Below are 18326 nucleotides of genomic sequence, written 5' to 3' on the forward strand. Positions count from 1 at the left end.
AATAGAAAATGAATGATAGTGAATTTATTTACGGAAAAAAATTTTCCAAATGTAAAAATTAATTTTAAGCACAAAAAAAACTTGGAAATTTCTTCCAAGTTTTTGATTATATTTATTTTTTATTTTCTTATAGTTTTTATTATTTTTGATATTACGTATAAAATCAAAAGAAAATCTATTATCAAAAATCCGACATACAAATAATTTGTAATTTTTACATTTTTACTTATTTGGGTAGTTTGGATTTCATCTTGCGCTAGTTCTTCTTTTTCTTCTAGTCTTTTTGCGTTTACTAGAAGTCTTTTTGGCCTTGGCCATCTAAATGGATGGCAAGTTAGAAGGGTAATAATGTCTTCTCCTTCTACAACTTTTAATTTTTCCCAATCGTAAGGTCCTATTACTTCTTTTGATGAAACTTCGTAAGTAAGGGTTTTTTCTGCTCTTTTTATATAAATTTTATCGCCTTGTACTAAGTCATCTGCGTACAAAAGCATAGTATCTCCCCACCAGCCTCTGTGACCTGCAAGGACACTTCTTGTAGATTTGCCTCCTATGGGAATTGATGTTCCTGAAACTTGTCCAAGTCCCCAAGCTATATGCTCATAGCTTGCATCAAGATAAATTGGAATTTTTTTGTTTAATTTTGGGATCTCAATGTAGGCAAATATATCATCTTGGTTATTTAAAATATTTACTGAGCCTAGATTTTTGCTTGTAAACGGATCAACCATAGATATATCGGATTTTTTTACTATTTCGTTATATTCTTTGGCTTTTTCTTCTATTTGGTCAAATTTTTCGTCTTCTTTTTGGGCTTTTATTATTTTTTCTATTTTATATTTGTTTTCTATATTTGAGTAGATTCTTTTTGAAAATGGAAAGGCAAGTGTTATCAGTCCAAAAAGTATTAATATATAGCCAAAGATTTTAATTTTCTTTTTCGCTGAGTTTTCTTTCAATGTCTATTACCTCCATTTTGATTTTCTTTGAATATCTTTTTTCTCTTAGATATACCATTATTGTAAATAATAATATTGGCAAGAGTACTAAGAATAATTGGAAGAAATTTGGTTTTAGTCTTGGTGTATTAGCTTTTCCGTCGTCTATAGCTTGGGTATATGGAATCCTATATCCTCTTACCAAAAGCCTATGGGAATTTATCATATAAGGTGTACAGGTCAAAAGGGTCGCATAATCTTTTTTTTCTGAAACTAAAATCGGTTCGAAGTTTGATGGTTCTACAACTTGGATTTTGTCGACTTTGTATGCCAAGGTTTCTTTTATATTATGGATATAAAATATATCGCCTTCTGTCATTTGATTTAAATTTCTAAATAAAAGTGCGTTTGGTAGTCCTCTGTGGGCTGTTATAACTGTGTGGGTTGATTCGCCTCCTATTGGAAGGGATGTTCCTTCCAAATGGCCTGCTCCTTTTTCCAAAACGTCATCGCTTGTTCCTGCATAGACTGGAAGATCGACTGCGATTTTTGGGATTTCTATATGTCCCAACATTTCGTGAACTTCTAGCATTTTTGCGTATTCTGCTTTGGCGTCTTTTACTTTTTTGTCGTATGGGTCTACAAGTTTTGATGGATCAAGAGTTTGGTTATAAATTCTTGCAAGCTCCATCCTTCTTTCTAATTCTTTTTTGTCGATTTGTTCTTTTTCTTTATTAAATATAACAATCTCATCATTGGCTTTTATTTCATAAAATTTTTGGCTTATAAAAGGATAAGAAAAAATCAAAAAGCCTACTAGAAATATTAGTAAAAAGGGAAGATTTTTCTTTATATTAATCTTTCTTTTCATTATCTTCACCTATCTTGTCTAATTTTTCTTTGATTTGGTCAATTTTACTTGATGTTTTTTTGTTTTCTTTCCTTAGTTTTCTAATTCTCCATAAAAGTATGATTATTATAATTAGGGCTATGAAGAATAAAATTCTAAATATCCAATTTGTTTTATTTTCTTTTATCAATTCTTCATCTACACTTTCTACGTATTCTACTCTGTGTCCTCTTACTAAAAGTCTGTGGGAATTTATCATAAAAGGTGTGCAGGTCAAAAGGGTTGCATAATCATGACCTGGTGCAATCATCAATTCTTCAAAATTACTTGGTTCTATTACTTTTATTTGGTCAACTTGGTAGGCTATAGTTTTTTCTATATTATGAATATAAAATTTATCTCCTACTTCAAGCTCGTTTAAATTTGTAAACAAAGTTTTTTCTGGAAGACCTCTGTGTGCTGTAAGGACTGTGTGGGTATTATTTCCACCGATTGGAAGGGATGTTCCTTCCAAATGACCAACGCCTTTTTGCAATACATCTTCGCTTGTTCCTGCATAGATTGGCAAGTCTTGGTTTATTTTTGGAATTTCGATATGACCGATCATTTCCTCAACTTCAAGCATCCTCGCATATTCTTTCCTACCTTCTTTGTATCTTTTTTCAGTGAAAGGATCATTTGTAGGACCTCCTGACAAGGAGTCATTGTAGGCTTTGGCAAGTCCCATTCTTCTTTGGATTTCTTCTTTATCAAGTTTTGATTTTCCTTGATTAAAAACTTCAACTTGATTGTTTGATTCAATCCTATAATAAAATCTGGATATAATAGGATACAATAAAATTAATATTCCTATCAAAAATATTAATTTCCACACTATATTCGTTTTTTTTGATTTTTTCTTTTTATTTTCCATTTTATCACCATAAATTTTTTATAAATCTTTCTTACTAGATTTAATCTTACACCAAAAATACTTATTAATAAAGGCTTTTTTCTAGAAATTTGAAAATCTATAAAATTTTTATGGACATTTTCTAGATTTTGATTATCTATATATGAAAGGAGCGATAATATGAAGCTAAGAATTAAATTCAATGTAAACGAAGGACAAGAAGTAAAGAAAGTTTCTAGAACATTTTCAAATCTAGATGATGCTCTAACTAATGACGAGCTTAAAAATTTTGCCAATGCTTATATAAAGCTAAGCGAAACAGATTCATATAGTTTTGAAAAAATCACTGAAGAAGTTATTTAATTAAAAGAAAGGAGATAATATGCAAACAAAAAAACTAAAACTATCTTTCAAAGATGCCTTGGGCAAAACAAAAATGGTAAGTATAGACCATCCAAAAGCAAATTTGAATGACGAAATCGTAAAAGCACAAATGGGAGAGATGATAAATTCAAAAGTTCTCCAAACAAAAGAAGGTAAAATCACAACTATGAACAAAGCCTATATGGAAAATATTTCAAGAGATGATTTTACACTAGCTTAAGATAAAAGACGGGTTTTCCCGTCTTTTCTTTTGCTCTTTTTTATAATAATTTTTATATTAAATTCCTTTTACTTTAATTTTTCTATCGCCAAATCTCTTTTAGGCGAATTTTTTTTATTTTTTTGCATTTTATTCGATTAAACTTTTTCCAAAATTTTTACTAGAATTATGGTGTCGACAAATACAGGCGATCGCAGTTAGGAAAATTTAATGAAAATATGTATAGAAAATTTGGATGCGATTATTGAAAAATACCAACCTCTTTTGCTTTCTATGGCAAATAGATTTGATATTTTTGACAAAAATGAGGCTTATATTATGGCAAGGGATATGGTATTTGAAATTGTAGAAGATTTTGATGCTAAGAAGGGGTCTTTTGGTGGATATTTGAAATATAGGCTGTATTTTTATTTTTTGAATGAGTGTAAGAGGGAAAAAATTTATTCTTTAAATTCTAAGGACATGCAAGGTGTGGAAATTATAGAAAAAATAGATGATGATATTTCGATTGAGGATGATTTTGTAAGAAAAATCGAAATAAATGAATTGGAAAATGCTATTAAATCTTTAAAAAAGCAAGAGAGAGAAATTTTGTATTTAAAATATGATAAGAATTTTTCTCACAAGGAAATTGCAAGGCTTTTGAATCTTTCTCCTAAATCTATTACTAATTATCACTACCTTATTATTAAAAAGCTTAGGAAATATTTTGAGAAAGAAGATTTGGTTTAGTCTATTATTGACTAAAATATTAATTTATTGTACACTTAATGTCTAGAGAAGTCTTTCTTCTTTAAAGAAAGGAGGATTTATGGACAAGGTTGTTGCAATTCTTCCAACTATAATCAAGGAAGTTGGGATTGGATGTGAAGTTTATACCAACAAAAAAGTTTTTGTTGATAGGAGATCTTGCGAAGTTTTTTTGAAACACATGGCTTGTGAAAGGTCTATTTCTGTTAAACTTATGCACAAAAATATCAGGGAAATTTTAAAGGTTTCTAGGAATTTGCCTTATTGCATCGATGCTTTTAATGTGTTTTTTCCTTTTAAGATTAACCAAACCGAAAATGACGATTTTAGGCGTGGTTTTGTGAATTGTTATTATGTAAGGGATATTAAAAACTCAACTATAATTCTTAAAAATGGAATGACTATTTCAAGTCTAAATAGGGACAGGGCGCTTAAAAATAATTTCAACAACGCAAGCAAAATTATGTATATGAAATTTGCAAGAGATATGGCAAAGATAAGAAGATCTATGGATTTCATTGATGAAATTGCTTTGTGATTTTCTTATTATGGAATATGAAAATTCGGGTTAAAAAAGGGCTGTTGCAAAAATGAATAAGTCATTTTTGCAACAGCCTCTTATTTTTTTATTCTCCCATTGCCTCTTTGTCTACAAATAGGTAGCAGTTTGGATGAAGTGATAGGAAAGATGCTGGAAAAGATGGGGAGATTTCTTTGCCTTCTATTAATTTTTTTACTACATCTTTTTTATTTTTTCCGCTTGCTACAACTATTAGGGTTTTAGCATTAAAGGCATCTGCCATTCCCATTGAAATTGCGTATTTTGGAACATCATCTTTTGATTCGAAAAATCTTGAGTTTGCTTCGATGGTCGCATCTGCTAATTTTACTATTGATGTTCTTTTATTTAAAAATTCTCCTGGTTCGTTGAAAGCTAGGTGACCATTTGGTCCAAGGCCTAGAACTTGCAAATCTCTTGTTCCAAAATCGTCTAATAATTTATTGTATTCTTCTGCGTATTTTTCATCGTTTGTGTCTGCTTTTGGTAGGTGGGTATTTTCTTTTTTAATATTTACGTGGTTAAATAAATTTTCATTCATAAAATATTGGTAGGATTGTTCGTTTTGTGGACTAATTCCTACGTATTCGTCTAAATTTATTGTTTTTGCCCAATGAAAGGAAATTTCTCCTTCTTTTTGGGCTTTTATTAGGTTTTTATATAATCCGATTGGGGATGAGCCTGTTGCAAGTCCTAATTTTGATTGAGGTTTTTCTTGCAAAATGCTTATAAAAAGATCGGCTGCTTTTTGTGATAATTCTTCGTATGATTCTGAAACTATTACTTTCATTTTTGCTCCTTTTTATTTTTTATGCTATTTTTGCTCTTAGGCATTGGATAAAATATATATTGCCTAAGTTTTGATATTAGTATTTTACTGGACTTTTAGATTTTTAAAAGATTTTTCCTTGTTCTAATTTTTAAATGAATGGACTGGAGCGGGGATTCTTCCTCCCCTATTTACAAATTTTTCTGCACTTGAATTATTTATTTCCATAATTGGCGCATAGCCCAAAAGTCCACCAAATTCTGCAAATTCTCCTTTTTTCTTGCCATAAACCGGTATAACTCTTACGGCTGTTGTTTTTTGATTTATAACTCCTATGGATGCTTCATCCAAAATCATAGCAGAAATTGTTGATGCTGGTGTATCACCGGCAATTGCAATCATATCAAGACCAACAGAACAAACTGATGTCATAGCTTCTAGTTTGTCAAAAGTCAAATGTCCAGCTTGGGCAGCTTTTATCATGCCTTCATCTTCGCTTACTGGAATAAATGCTCCAGAAAGTCCTCCGACTGATGATGATGCCATAAGTCCACCTTTTTTAACTGCATCATTTAACATAGCAAGGGCAGCTGTTGTTCCGTGTCCTCCAACATTTTCAATTCCAATTTCTTCTAAAATTCTTCCAACGCTATCGCCAATTGCTGGAGTTGGGGCAAGTGATAAATCCAAAATTCCAAATTCTTTTCCAAGTCTTTTTGCAACATCACGACCTATCAAATCTCCCATTCTTGTGATTTTGAAAGCAGTTTTCTTGATTGTTTCGTAAACCTCGTTGATTGGTTTTCCCCTATCTTTTTCAAGGGCAGATTTTACAACGCCAGGACCTGAAACTCCTACGTTTATAACTGTATCGCCTTCGCCTACTCCAAGAAAAGAGCCTGCCATAAAAGGATTGTCTTCGACCGCATTTGCAAAGGCAACAAATTTTGCACAGCCAAGTGAATCTTGGTCCTTGGTTAATTTCGCCAATTCTTTGATTTTTTCTCCCAAAAGTTTTACCGCATCAAGATTAATTCCAGATCTTGTTGAACCAACATTTACAGATGAACAAACATAATCAGTTGTAGATAAGGCATGAGGAATGGAATTTATCAAAATTTCGTCAGATTTTGTCATAGATTTGTGAACAAGGGCAGAAAATCCCCCAATAAAATCAACTCCAACTTCCTTAGCAACCTTGTCCAAAACTTCAGCATAAGGCGTATAATCATCAATTTTTGAGCTTGCTGCAACAAGAGAAATTGGAGTTACAGAAATCCTATTATTAATTATAGGAACTCCATAAATTTCTTGGGCAAGTTTTGTGGTTTTGATGAAATTTTCAGTTTCTTTCATCATCTTGTCATAAATTTTTTGGCATGATTTTTTATAATCACTATCTGCACAATCAAGAAGGGATATGCCCATGGTTATGGTTCTAATATCAAGGTGTTCTTGGTCGAGCATTTTTATAGTTTCAATAATTTGCTTTGTATCCATATTAAATCCTTGCCATCTTATCAAAAAGATCTTCATTTTGAAGTCTTAGTTCAAGACCAATTTCTTCGCCCAATTTTGTCAAATCATCCTTTATTTTTTCAAAAGATTCATTAGCATTAGTCAAATCAACGTTAATGATTCCCACAAAATTTTTCTCCATTATAGTTTGGTTAAAATCTAAAATATTCATATTATATTTATAAAGTAACTCGCTTACCTTATAAACTATCCCAGGTTTGTCGTTTCCAATTATGGTTAAAATTGCTTTCATAAAAATCTCCTTTTATTTTCTTACAAATATTTTAGCACATTAGCGAAAATATTGAAATTTATTTATAATTTTTGAAAATAATTTCAAAAAAATAAGGACTAATAATAAAATCTAAGAAATTTTAATCTGCATTTTAAAATTTTTTAGAATTTATCAAAACAAAATTTAAAATAAGATAATTTCGGACAAAAAAAATCCTGCTTTATGCAGGACTTTTTTTGAAAGATTCTAATTTTTGTTTTTTTTTATATTTTCGTTATTATTTTTTACTTATTAATAGTTAAAGTTTGCAACTTCAAAGTATTCTTGTGGATGTTTACAAGCTGGACAAAGTTTTGGAGCTTTTTTGCCTTCGTAGATATATCCACAGTTTAAACATTTCCATTTAACTGTTTCTTCTTTTTCAAATACTTTTCCATTTTCTATATTATCATGTAATTTTTGGTATCTATCTCTGTGAGCTGCTTCAACTTTTGCGATTTGTTCCCAGCTTCTTGCGATTTCTTCAAATCCTTCTTCTCTTGCAACTTCTGCAAATGATGGATACATATCTTCAGCTTCTTCATTTTCTCCGCCGATTGCACCTTCAAGATTTGTTAATGTATCATGATATACAACTGGGAATGCTGTATATTCTGGATTTAATTCGATTGCATCTAATTTAAATTCTTCTTTTAAATATTTATAGAATACTTTAGCGTGTTCTTGTTCGTTTCTTGCTGTTTCTTCAAAAATTTCTTTGATTTGAACATATCCTTCTTTTTTAGCAATTTTAGCTGCTATTGTGTATCTCATTGTTGCTTGAGATTCACCTGCAAATGATGTAATTAAATTGCTAGCTGTTTTTGTTCCTTTTAATTCTGGCATATATGTACTTCCTTTCTACGTATTTTTTACCGTTTCGTCTTTACACTTTATAGTATATCTTTTTATTTAAATTTGTCAAGAATGATTCTAAAGTTTTAATCATTCTAAATAGTGATTTTTATTATCATTATCAATTTAGAAATGTTTTCTTACTTTTAAAGTTTTGACTTATTTAGATTTTAAAATATTTTTTAAGCTAATTATAAAATTATATTTAACTAGTTAAGGATTAAAGGTAAGCTTTTAGTTTTATAATTTTTTGCTTTTTAATTTTATTTAATTAATTACTTTATTTATTAACTATATTAGCAAAATAAATTTCCCATATTATTCCTTTTTGGGTATAATTTATCCAAAGGAGGATTTGTAATGAAAATTGATTTTAATAATGTCGACTTATCAAATCTCAATTCTTATAAGGAAAAAAGTCTTAATGCTTTTTCTTCTTTAATGAACAAAGACGGAGAAGGCAATGACTTTTTGGGTTGGATTGATAGGCCAAATAACCTAGATATGGAAGAATATGAAAGAATTAAAGTAGCTAGCAAAAAAATCCAAAACAATTCTGATTGTTTGGTAACTATTGGTATAGGCGGATCTTATCTTGGTACTAAGGCTGTTGACTATGCTATGAAAGGATATTTTCCTAAAAATGATAAGACTGAATTAATTTATGCAGGTCATCAAATTTCTGGGGAATATTTGCATGAACTTCTTGATTATTTAAAGGAAAAAGAATTTTCTATTAATGTAATTTCAAAATCAGGTACTACTACTGAACCTGCTATTGCCTTTAGATTTGTTAAGGAGCTTTTGGAAGAAAAATATGGAAAAGAAGAGGCTAAAGAAAGGATATTTGTTACAACTGATAGGCAAAAGGGAGCTTTGAAAGATTTGGCTAATAAGGAAGGCTATGAAACTTTTGTAGTTCCTGATGATATTGGGGGAAGATTTTCTGTAATTTCTGCGGTTGGCCTTTTGCCTTTGTGTGTTGCCGGAATTGACATTGATAAATTTGTCGCTGGATTTAAAAAAGGAATTGAAAATTATACTGTAGATTCTTTTGAAGATAATAAGGCTATTCAATATGCGGCTATTAGAAATATGTTAAATGAAGATGGCAAAGACCTTGAAGTTTTGGTAAATTATGAGCCAAAATTGAAATATGTTTCTGAATGGTGGAAGCAATTATTTGCTGAAAGTGAAGGAAAAGATGGAAAGGGAATTTTCCCAGTTTCTGTAAATAATACAACTGATCTTCACTCTGTTGGACAGATGATTCAAGAAGGCAAGAGAAATTTATTTGAAACTGTTTTGAAAGTTCAAAATGCCAATAAGGACCTTACTATTATGGAAGATGAAGAAAATCTTGATGGTTTAAATTATCTTGCTGGCAAAAAAATGTCTTTTGTAAATGAAAAAGCAATGGAAGGAACTATAATTGCCCACGTTAAGGGAAATGTTCCAAATATTTTATTGACACTTGATGATGTTTCAGCTGAAAGTTTGGGAGAATTATTCTATTTCTTTGAAATAGTTGTTGGGGTAAGTGGATATATGCTAGGAGTAAATCCATTTAATCAACCAGGAGTTGAAGAATATAAATCTCAAATGTTCAAATTATTAGGAAAACCAGGATATTAAAAAAATTTAAAAATTTTATAATGTGTTTTACAAAAAAAGCTGTAGTAATCTACAGCTTTTTATATTATTATTTATCAGAATATTTCAATGCTCCACCCAAAAGTCCATTTACAAAATCTCTTGATTCGTAAATTTTGTAATAGGTAAATTTCTTTTCTAGAAGAAGTTTTGCCCTTATCGTTAGTTTGTTTTGCTTATCATTGGATAAATTTTTTATATAAGTTGCATGTACGTTGGTGTCTTTATTTTTTAAATTATCGTATACATCGACATAGGAAATATTTGTTACATCAACCTCAACTTCCAATCCATCTTTTGTCTTTTTTTTGCCTTTTACATCTACTTTTAAATTGGCAAAGTTCGCCTTCAAAAATTCTTCTTGTTCTTTTTTATCAGATGAATAAGATTTTTTCAAAATGTCCTCTACATTGGTAATCTTATCAAAATATTTTTCTTGTTTTTCATAATCCAAATTCTTAATTGAAGAAACAGCTCTTTTTATAGTCCTTTGAGGCGTATTTATAAATTTTTGATATAAAAACAATGGTATCATTAAAATTATAAAAACAAGTAAGAGCTTGATTAATCTATCCCTTTGTTTTCTTTTTTTTCTATTTCTCCTCTTATCTTGGATTTTTTTATTATTGTATTTATTTGTGTGTTGTCTGTTTGTCTGGCTTTTTTCCAAAAAAGCCTCACTTCTTTTTTTCCTTGTCATAATTTCCCCTAAATAATTTTCTTTTAAGCCGATATTATTATATAATCATAGTGGTGATACTATGAAAAAACAAAAAATAATAATAGCAGATCTTATAGCAATTATTTTTACCTTAATTACAATATACTTACCCTTATTTACAAATAAAATAACCTTTACACAAATATATTTTTTGTATATTTGCGCATATTTTTCAGTAATCTTTTCAAATCAAAAGGATAAAAAAGTATTTTATTTTTTTATTCCCCTTTTGACACTAAGCCTTATACTTATTTTATTAGATAAAGTAGATATTTACAACATAAATGTAGTAAGAAAAAATTTTTTGACTATAATTAATAAAAATTACAGAATTTTACTAGGAATTTTCTTTTTATATATTATAGAAAGATGCTCAACTAAAATATTTGGCTCCTATTTTTCCATGGCAGTTGGAATAATAAGTCTAATTTTATTTTTACTTATATATAACACAAAATATTTACAAGCTATCGAAAAATATCAAAAATACTTATTTTATATTTTTATTTATTTCTCCTTTGCAAGAATTCTTCCAGCAAAAGAAGTAAATAAGTACCTTTATATAATAACCCTATTGATATTTTTTATAGAAATCCTTGCCATAGACAAATATAAAATTTTTATAGGCTTTCACATTTCAGCAGTTTTGATAATTTATTTAATACTAAAAACAAATATTTACGAAGTGAATTTTGAAAAATATTTTTTGAGCGGACTACTATACCTATTCCCCTTTACAAAAATAATCCTAAATTCCTTCCTAAACCTGACAAGTCCACTGCTACAAATATCAACAGGACTTGTAGTATTTTTCCTATCTCTTATTTTTTATCAAATAAGATTAGGTTTTTTAGATTATATATTTTTGGGAATCCATAAAAACAAAAAATAAGGGCATTCGCCCTTATTTTATTTAATTATTTTCTTTTTTTACTTTTAAATAGACCAACAGCTGAACCTAATAATGCTAGTATTGCTCCTGTAGAACTTGCTACTCCTGTTTTTACATTATTTGATTGTTTGCTGTATTCGTTTTTAATAGTTTTTTTAGATTTTCTTTGAGCTTTATTGTCATCATCCTTATTAGAATTATTTTTTTCTTTAGGATTTTTTGATGAATCTTTTGGATTTGATGAATCATCTGGATTTTGAGGATTTGATGGATTTTGAGGAGTTTGTTCGTCTGGTTTTTGTTCATTTAATTTTAGTAATTCTTCTTTTATTTTTTCTACTTCCTCTATTGATTTTGCCTTTCTTATTTTTTCCAAATACAAATCTTCTTTTATTCCTGCATCATTTAGCTCTTTTATTGCATCTTCTTGTGCTTTTTTCAGTTTTTCGTATTTTTCTACAGATTCCAAGATTTTTTCGTATGAATCTTTGCTTATCAAATCATTTTCTCTTATAAATTCAAAATTTTCTTTTAATGAATCTAAATTTTCATCATCTACTGAATCTATAATCTCTTTTAATTTATCATAGTCAATTTTTTCGTGTCCTTGTCCTATATCTTGAAGTGAGAAAATAAATTCTGCTGCTGATAAAAATACGTTATTATTATCTCCATAAGTTTCAGTTGGTGTGATTATGATTTTTTTGGCATTTATTGGCTTTTCAAATTCTACTTTTTTTGCTTTTGCATCTTTTGCAAAATTTTTAAATTCTATAATTGTAGAATTTCCCTTATCGTCAATTATTTCAAGTTTTCCTGATTTTATTATTCCATTATGTCCACTTTGTCTTGGAATGTATATAAAATCTTTTATCAAAGTTGCTTGTTTTAATTCTACTGTTGCACTTTTTCCAATTGAATTATCATACCAAGGAGAATGCCATGTGGTAGATGTGTTTTTGTCAAAGGCTTTTTCCAATTCTTCGCCAGCTTGTGCAACTGCATCAAGACTTTCTATATCTTCAAGGCCTATTGAATCTTTTACAGCCTCTAATTCGGATTGTTTTTGATATACATCATCTATCAATTTTTGCATATCTTCTGGTTTCATATTTTCATCTGCCAATATTACCTTTGCAAGAGCATCTTGGTAATCTTTAACTGATTCTTCATTATATTTTGATAAATCTTTTTGTGGAGCAAAACTTTCCAAGAAATTTTCTTTTAATATTTTTGATGTAACTTCTACTTGTTTTATCAAAAGATTATCTAAAACAAAATCTTTGTAAGATCTAAAATCTGATACTGAGCCTGAAGTTTTTTGAAGATCAGCTGCTTTTGTTGTTGACAAAATTCCAATCCATCTTCCTTTTGCTCCTTCTACCAAAAATTTAACTCTCTTTGTACTTTTATCATTTCCATCTTCCCAAGTTTTTGGCAAATGATATACTTTTAAATTTGATGGATTTGTATATTCGCCTTCTCCTATTACAAATGCATAAGTCCCATCGCTACCTGCTTCGTAATCAAATACAACTTGGTAAGTTTTTCCTTCTTCAAACCTATAATTTTGTGGAATTGTTTGATAAACTAGGGCATTTCTTCCTGTAAGTCCATTTGTTTTTAAGGACCAATTTCCTTCTATTACATCATTTATAACTTTTCCATTCCATCCTTTTTGTGTGTATGGATCGTGTTTTTCAGAAAGATGAGTTCTATTATCTTCTACTCCTTCAACATTTCCTATTACAAATGGGAAAATACCTTGTCCAACTTGCTCAAAGTTTTGGAAAAATTCTCCATCGCCAATATCGTGACTATTTTCATACATTTGTGACTTATTTTCAAAAACTCTCAAGTCATCAAAATAAGTTGCTCCTTCGCCTTTTTCTCTTTTTAATGTTATTGTTACATCTTCTGGATTATCTCCAGTTGTAAAATAAACATACATATTTTGGAAATAAGATGTGTTATCAACAGTTGCAGATTTTTGCCATGTATTGTGGGCGTTAGCTTTTACATAATTTTTTGCTATTGATTTTTCTGTATAGTTAGAATAAGTTTTTCCATTAGATTTTATTTCCAAATAAGCCTTAGCATCTGATCTGTTATCTACTCCTACATATATTGCGTATTTAGTATTTTTCTTTAGTCCAGTGATTTTTTGTGTAAGGCTTACTTCTTCTTTATTATCATTTATTCTAAGCATTGGATTTGCACCTTGTGATAAGAATACATCAGCGGATTTTTTATCTCCTTTTATATCCCAATGTTCAAGTGATTTTGAATTAAATCCTACATCTTCAATTCCCATGCCTTCAGAAAATTTCACATTTTCTTTTTCTTGTTTTTCTTTGTAGATTACATAAGCTGTATTTGCTTTTGCATCAAGTTCTAATTTCCCATCTACTATTTCTACTATTTTCTCGTTAGTTTTTCCTAAATCTGTAAGTTCATATACGTAAACTTTTCCGCTCCAACCATCTAAAACTTCCCATGTAGTTTTTCCAGCTTGTGGATTAAAATGGTAGAGTTTTTCAACGCCGTTTTGAGTCCATGGAATCAAATATTTTCCTTCATCAAACACAACTTTTCCGTTTAAAGTCATTTTTCTTTGTTTGTACAAAGGATTATTTACATCATTTGATTTTCTAGTTATTATAAGCTCATCATATTTGCCATTTTCTTTTTCATTTCTTAATTTGATTTCCATTTCTGGAGTCCACTTATAACTTTGTCCATTGTCAGACATATTTACTGGATTTCCATTTTTCCATTCATACACCTTGTAATGTTGGATAAATTTGGTTGGAAGATTTGTTTTGAAAATATTTTTAATAAATCCATCCCAATCATTTCTTCCTTGCCAGCCTTCAAAATCAATCATGTCATAGCCACCAAGCAATGGATTTACTGCTGCTCCACCATATTTAGGATAATTTCCTACCCATGAATCTTTTTGATGATTTCTAATAAATCTAACTATATCAGAATTTATTCCTTTTAATGAATAACCACCGTATGTTAAATCTGCTGCCCAGTGTTGGAATGTAGAATCATATTCTCCAGCAAATCCCCACTCAAAAGCTGCTCTCCAGCCAAGATCATTTAATTCTTTTGCAAGTTGATGAGTTTGCCAAGCATTGTTATCTCCTGATTGACCATTGCCCCAAACGTCTACATAAACAAAATCTAATTTATCTCCAACTATATCATATAAGTCTTTGAATCTATTATATCTACCATTTGCCAAATCGTATGACGCATCTATATTTATTCCTTGGTCTAGCCAATTCCATCCATATTTAAAATTACCATTTTCATCTTTTCTTAGTCTATCTGGTGTAAAATATTTACTTTCAGGATAAGTTTCTGATGCATTTACATGGATTCCTATTCTTGCTCCATATTTTTTTGCTAATTCTAATAATTTTACAAAGTCTTCTGCACCACCAATTCTTTTTCCTATATCTGCATAATTTAAGTGACCAGAATCATGTCCTTCTGAGCCATATCCTTTTAATAAAACCATTTGTCCAAGTCCATCTGTGTTTAGATAAACTTTTTTAATTCCATCAAGAGTTGCCAAGAATGGATTTTGAGCTTGGGAACCAAAATTCATTGCTATTCTTTGTCCGATCAAATCTTTTACATATTCAGATCCTTTTGGATTGTTCATTATATTTCTATATGCAATAGCTCCATCTTGCCAATCTACTTTACCATCATTATTTAAATCATCTGCTAATATAACTTTAGCTTCAGGTTTTATCCAAGTTCTCTCATCATAAACTTTATAAGTTCCATCTTCATTTTTGTGAGCTAATTGATAAAGAAAAGCTGATGAGCCAATTCCCACAAAATTTTCTTTTCCATAAGTTTTTTTGTTTACAGTAAGTCTAGTGTAATCATTTGCTCCACCGCCATAATTAAATTGTGAATTTGACCAAACTCCTGCTGAAATATTTTTATTAGAAACAAAGCCATACATATAACCCTTGTTTTCTATTTTTCCCATAGGATTTGTAACATCAATATGGTCATCGCCTTTTTGATGAGTATTTACACTCATTCTTGCCCCATCAAATTTTGCATTTTCTTCACTGCTTGAAACAGATGCTAAAAAATTATCTTTAAAATCAATCGTAGTTATCAATTTTTTTGGATTATCAATTATTGAACCGCCTTTAATATTGTTATTATTTACTATATTTACAATATTAAAATGTAATTGATTATCTAGAATTTTCATTCTAACATCAAGAATTGCATTTATATAATTTGCATCATCTTTTATTGTTAGAGTATATTTTGCCTCATTTGCTGAAATTTTTTCATATTTTACATCTGGTTTTACTTTTATTCCATTTATATTTAGAGTATCAGTGAAATTTACATTTGCCTTAAATGTTTTTCCCTTATATGAATATTCTTTTACTCTTGGAAATAAGGTATCAATTGTGGCTTTCATCTCTTTTGATTCTATGGTGTCATAAACAGCCTTAGAATTATCAGCCTCATCTGCCTTTTCGATTGGTTTTTCTTGAGCTTTAATATTTTCTTGATTGTCAGTTTTTACTAAAATATTTGTTGTTTCATTTCCATAAGAACCCAATTTTAATAATACTGACCTATTATTAATTAAAGCATCAAATATTTCTTTTGGAATAACTTTTGTATCAAAAACAGCATTACCATTATTAGTTGCATTTAATTGACCATCACTTTTGATAGAAATTGAAAGAGAATTTCTCTCTCCTTTTTTAGGAGCTTCTACTCTTTTTCCGCCATAATAATCGCCTTTTCCATTTAATTTATATTCCCAAAACCAGCCTGCTCTATCATAGCCTACGAAAATATTATTTGAATTATCTTTGTGATATAAAAACACTCCAAATCTAGATTGGTTTTCATTAGAATTATCTATAAAATCAACATTTACATTTGTATTACCAGAAGGATTTGATTCAACGCCTTCTTTTTTAAAATTTGCAGTATTTTGACCATTATCATTTTTTTGAGTTGATTTTAAATTATTATAGCGAGTATTATCCACTATAGTTTCTTCAACCTCTCCTTCTTTTGAAGCCTTATTCCATTCTATAACTTCCTTTTGTTCATTCTCTTTTGCTGGAGATTTTTTAGGCAAATCATTTTTGTTTTCTTCTAATTTAGGCTTTTCATTATTTTCAAAAGAATTTGTTTTTTCTTTTTCAACTTCTTTATTATTTTCATTTTCTAAAGCTTTTTTGTTTTCATCTTCTTTAGAAACATCATTATTTATTTGGTCATTTTTTAATTCAGTTTCATTTTTATCATTTTTTTCAAAATTTTCTTTTTCAACAAGTTCATTTGTAGGTTTTTCTTCAGATGCAAAAGCCTCATTTGACGCAATAGTAAGCACAGATAAACTTATCGCGCAAGCTAGTATTTTTTTAGGCAATTTATTTTTTGCATGGTTTTTTGACTTCATAAATCTTCTCCCTGTTATAAATCGTTTTCAATATATGTTTTGGTAATTACCATTTCAAGTTTATAATACACTATTTGCTCAAAGTTGTCAAAACATTTTCCTAGTTGTAAATATTCTTAATATTAAAAATTTTAAAATAAAAAAACCAGACCTAAGAACATAAGTCTGGTAAAAAATAATTTATTATAAAATTTCAATTTTTTCTTTATAATCGCGTCTTAAAAAATATGCGCAATATAGGCCTGCCAAAAATTCTGCTATTATAAATGAATACCAGATTTTATCAATATCTCCAGTTTTTTCTCCAATAAGATACATCAATGGCAATAAAATTATAAATTGTCTCAAAAATGGCTCAAAAAGTGCTATGCCTGCACTTGATAGGGATTGAAAAATTGATGCGCATACTATGGAAAAACCTACTGGCAAATATGAAATCGCAACAATTCTAATCATTGGTATTCCTATTTCTTTCATTCTATCTGTGGCTGAAAATAAATTTAAAATTGTCTCTGGAAATACCATAAATATTATCATGCCAAAAATTATCATAAGGGTTGCCCACGTGATTGATAATTCTATTGATTTTTTTATTCTCTCTTTGTTTCCCGCCCCAAAATTGTAAGAAATTATTGGAACTATAGCGTTTGATATGCCCAAAACTGGCATAAATTCAAAACTTTGTAGTTTAAACAGTACCCCATAAACAGCTATTGCTGATTGGCCAAAGCCTGCAAGTATTGTATTTATAAAAAATGTTGCAAAGGATGTGATTGCATTCATCAAAGCTGCCGGAAGTCCTATTGAAAAAATTTCTTTAAAAATTAAATGGGACATTGAAAATCCTTTGAAAGTTAATTTTACTTCCTTATTTTTTACTAAATTTAATAAAAGTCCTATCAAAGCTCCCAAAATTTGCCCAGTAACTGTTGCAATGGCAGCACCTTTTACCTCAAGTCTTGGAAATCCAAAAAGTCCAAAGATAAAAATGGGATCTAAAATTATATTTATAACCGCCCCAATAACTTGGGTTACCATAGTATAAACTGTAAGTCCTGTTGATTGGAGAAGTTTTTCAAAAAATATTTGGAAAAATACCCCCAGGGATAATGAGCAAACTATTTTAAGATAATCAATTCCGTATGAGATAATTGTCGGATCATCTGTCTGCATTTTTATAAAAGGTTCAACAAAAAATATTGCTACCATAACAAAAATCAAAGATAGCAAGCCTGCAAGAATTATACCGTGAACCGCAACGCTACTGGCCTTTTTTTCATTTTTCATTCCCAAATACCTAGACAAAAGCGCCGAAACACCAATGGATAAGCCAACACTAAAGGCTATAATTATATTTTGAATCGGGAAAGAAATTGTTACAGCCGTAAGAGCTTTTTCTGATAATCTAGCTACAAAAATTGAATCGACAATATTATAAATCGCTTGAACAAGCATGGATATTATAATTGGAAGACTCATTTCAAACAACAATTTTCCCTCAGGCATTTTCCCAAGTTTTTCTGATTTTACTTCTGCCATCAAAACTCCTTTCTTTAAACAAAAAAACAGAAAAAATAA

The 18326-nt window shown here is 29.5% G+C and carries 16 protein-coding genes; 6 read left to right on the forward strand and 10 right to left on the reverse strand.

Annotated features, from left to right (window positions below; genetic code table 11):
* Positions 1-119: 119 nt before the first annotated feature.
* From HMPREF3045_RS01125 to HMPREF3045_RS01135, 3 genes are read right to left on the reverse strand one after another with little or no spacing between them, the layout of a single operon-like run.
* Positions 120-959 (reverse strand): class C sortase, encoded by an 840-nt coding sequence (locus HMPREF3045_RS01125; protein WP_070736793.1) that lies wholly within the window; start codon positions 957-959, stop codon positions 120-122.
* Positions 928-1809, reverse strand: coding sequence for a class C sortase (locus tag HMPREF3045_RS01130; protein WP_070736794.1), 882 nt, complete (start codon positions 1807-1809; stop codon positions 928-930). Before HMPREF3045_RS01130 ends, HMPREF3045_RS01125 begins: the two co-directional genes overlap by 32 nt.
* Positions 1793-2701, reverse strand: coding sequence for a class C sortase (locus tag HMPREF3045_RS01135; protein ID WP_070736795.1), 909 nt, complete (start codon positions 2699-2701; stop codon positions 1793-1795). Before HMPREF3045_RS01135 ends, HMPREF3045_RS01130 begins: the two co-directional genes overlap by 17 nt.
* A gap of 159 nt (positions 2702-2860) precedes the next feature.
* Here HMPREF3045_RS01135 and HMPREF3045_RS01140 point away from each other — a divergent pair, with 159 nt between their 5' ends.
* The 4 genes from HMPREF3045_RS01140 (at position 2861) to HMPREF3045_RS01155 (ending at position 4572) form a co-directional block, all read left to right on the forward strand.
* Positions 2861-3043: a DUF1659 domain-containing protein gene (locus tag HMPREF3045_RS01140; protein WP_070736796.1), complete on the forward strand. Its 183-nt coding sequence runs from the start codon at positions 2861-2863 to the stop codon at positions 3041-3043.
* Positions 3044-3062: 19 nt separating this feature from the next.
* Positions 3063-3284, forward strand: a complete 222-nt coding sequence (locus tag HMPREF3045_RS01145) for a DUF2922 domain-containing protein (protein ID WP_004839511.1) — start codon at positions 3063-3065, stop codon at positions 3282-3284.
* Between the two features lie 210 nt (positions 3285-3494).
* On the forward strand, positions 3495-4016 hold the full coding sequence (locus HMPREF3045_RS01150) for a sigma-70 family RNA polymerase sigma factor (protein WP_070736797.1): 522 nt from the start codon (positions 3495-3497) through the stop codon (positions 4014-4016).
* A 79-nt stretch (positions 4017-4095) separates the two neighbouring features.
* Positions 4096-4572: a hypothetical protein gene (locus HMPREF3045_RS01155; RefSeq protein ID WP_070736798.1), complete on the forward strand. Its 477-nt coding sequence runs from the start codon at positions 4096-4098 to the stop codon at positions 4570-4572.
* 88 nt (positions 4573-4660) lie between these two features.
* Here the strand turns inward: HMPREF3045_RS01155 and nagB are convergent, their stop codons facing one another.
* The 4 genes from nagB to rbr form a co-directional block, all read right to left on the reverse strand.
* On the reverse strand, positions 4661-5383 hold the full coding sequence (gene nagB, locus HMPREF3045_RS01160) for a glucosamine-6-phosphate deaminase (RefSeq protein WP_004839514.1): 723 nt from the start codon (positions 5381-5383) through the stop codon (positions 4661-4663).
* Positions 5384-5506: 123 nt separating this feature from the next.
* Positions 5507-6862: a PFL family protein gene (locus HMPREF3045_RS01165; RefSeq protein WP_070641953.1), complete on the reverse strand. Its 1356-nt coding sequence runs from the start codon at positions 6860-6862 to the stop codon at positions 5507-5509.
* A gap of 1 nt (position 6863) precedes the next feature.
* Positions 6864-7133, reverse strand: a complete 270-nt coding sequence (locus HMPREF3045_RS01170; RefSeq protein ID WP_070736799.1) for an ACT domain-containing protein — start codon at positions 7131-7133, stop codon at positions 6864-6866.
* Between the two features lie 273 nt (positions 7134-7406).
* A complete protein-coding gene (gene rbr / locus HMPREF3045_RS01175; protein ID WP_070736800.1) occupies positions 7407-8000 on the reverse strand; it encodes a rubrerythrin in 594 nt (197 codons plus the stop codon).
* Between the two features lie 369 nt (positions 8001-8369).
* On the opposite strand from rbr, the gene HMPREF3045_RS01180 reads away from it, so the two are divergent.
* A complete protein-coding gene (locus tag HMPREF3045_RS01180) occupies positions 8370-9644 on the forward strand; it encodes a glucose-6-phosphate isomerase (protein WP_070736801.1) in 1275 nt (424 codons plus the stop codon).
* A 67-nt stretch (positions 9645-9711) separates the two neighbouring features.
* Here HMPREF3045_RS01180 and HMPREF3045_RS01185 read toward each other — a convergent pair whose 3' ends face one another.
* Positions 9712-10362, reverse strand: coding sequence for a hypothetical protein (locus HMPREF3045_RS01185; protein WP_070736802.1), 651 nt, complete (start codon positions 10360-10362; stop codon positions 9712-9714).
* A 61-nt stretch (positions 10363-10423) separates the two neighbouring features.
* On the opposite strand from HMPREF3045_RS01185, the gene HMPREF3045_RS01190 reads away from it, so the two are divergent.
* Positions 10424-11275: a hypothetical protein gene (locus HMPREF3045_RS01190; RefSeq protein ID WP_070736803.1), complete on the forward strand. Its 852-nt coding sequence runs from the start codon at positions 10424-10426 to the stop codon at positions 11273-11275.
* A gap of 25 nt (positions 11276-11300) precedes the next feature.
* Here the strand turns inward: HMPREF3045_RS01190 and HMPREF3045_RS01195 are convergent, their stop codons facing one another.
* Positions 11301-16748: an endo-alpha-N-acetylgalactosaminidase family protein gene (locus HMPREF3045_RS01195; RefSeq protein ID WP_070736804.1), complete on the reverse strand. Its 5448-nt coding sequence runs from the start codon at positions 16746-16748 to the stop codon at positions 11301-11303.
* Between the two features lie 183 nt (positions 16749-16931).
* Positions 16932-18287, reverse strand: a complete 1356-nt coding sequence (locus tag HMPREF3045_RS01200; protein WP_070736805.1) for an MATE family efflux transporter — start codon at positions 18285-18287, stop codon at positions 16932-16934.
* Positions 18288-18326: the final 39 nt, after the last annotated feature.

This window comes from Anaerococcus sp. HMSC075B03, from assembly GCF_001815585.1.
Classification (GTDB): Bacteria; Bacillota; Clostridia; order Tissierellales; family Peptoniphilaceae; genus Anaerococcus; species Anaerococcus vaginalis.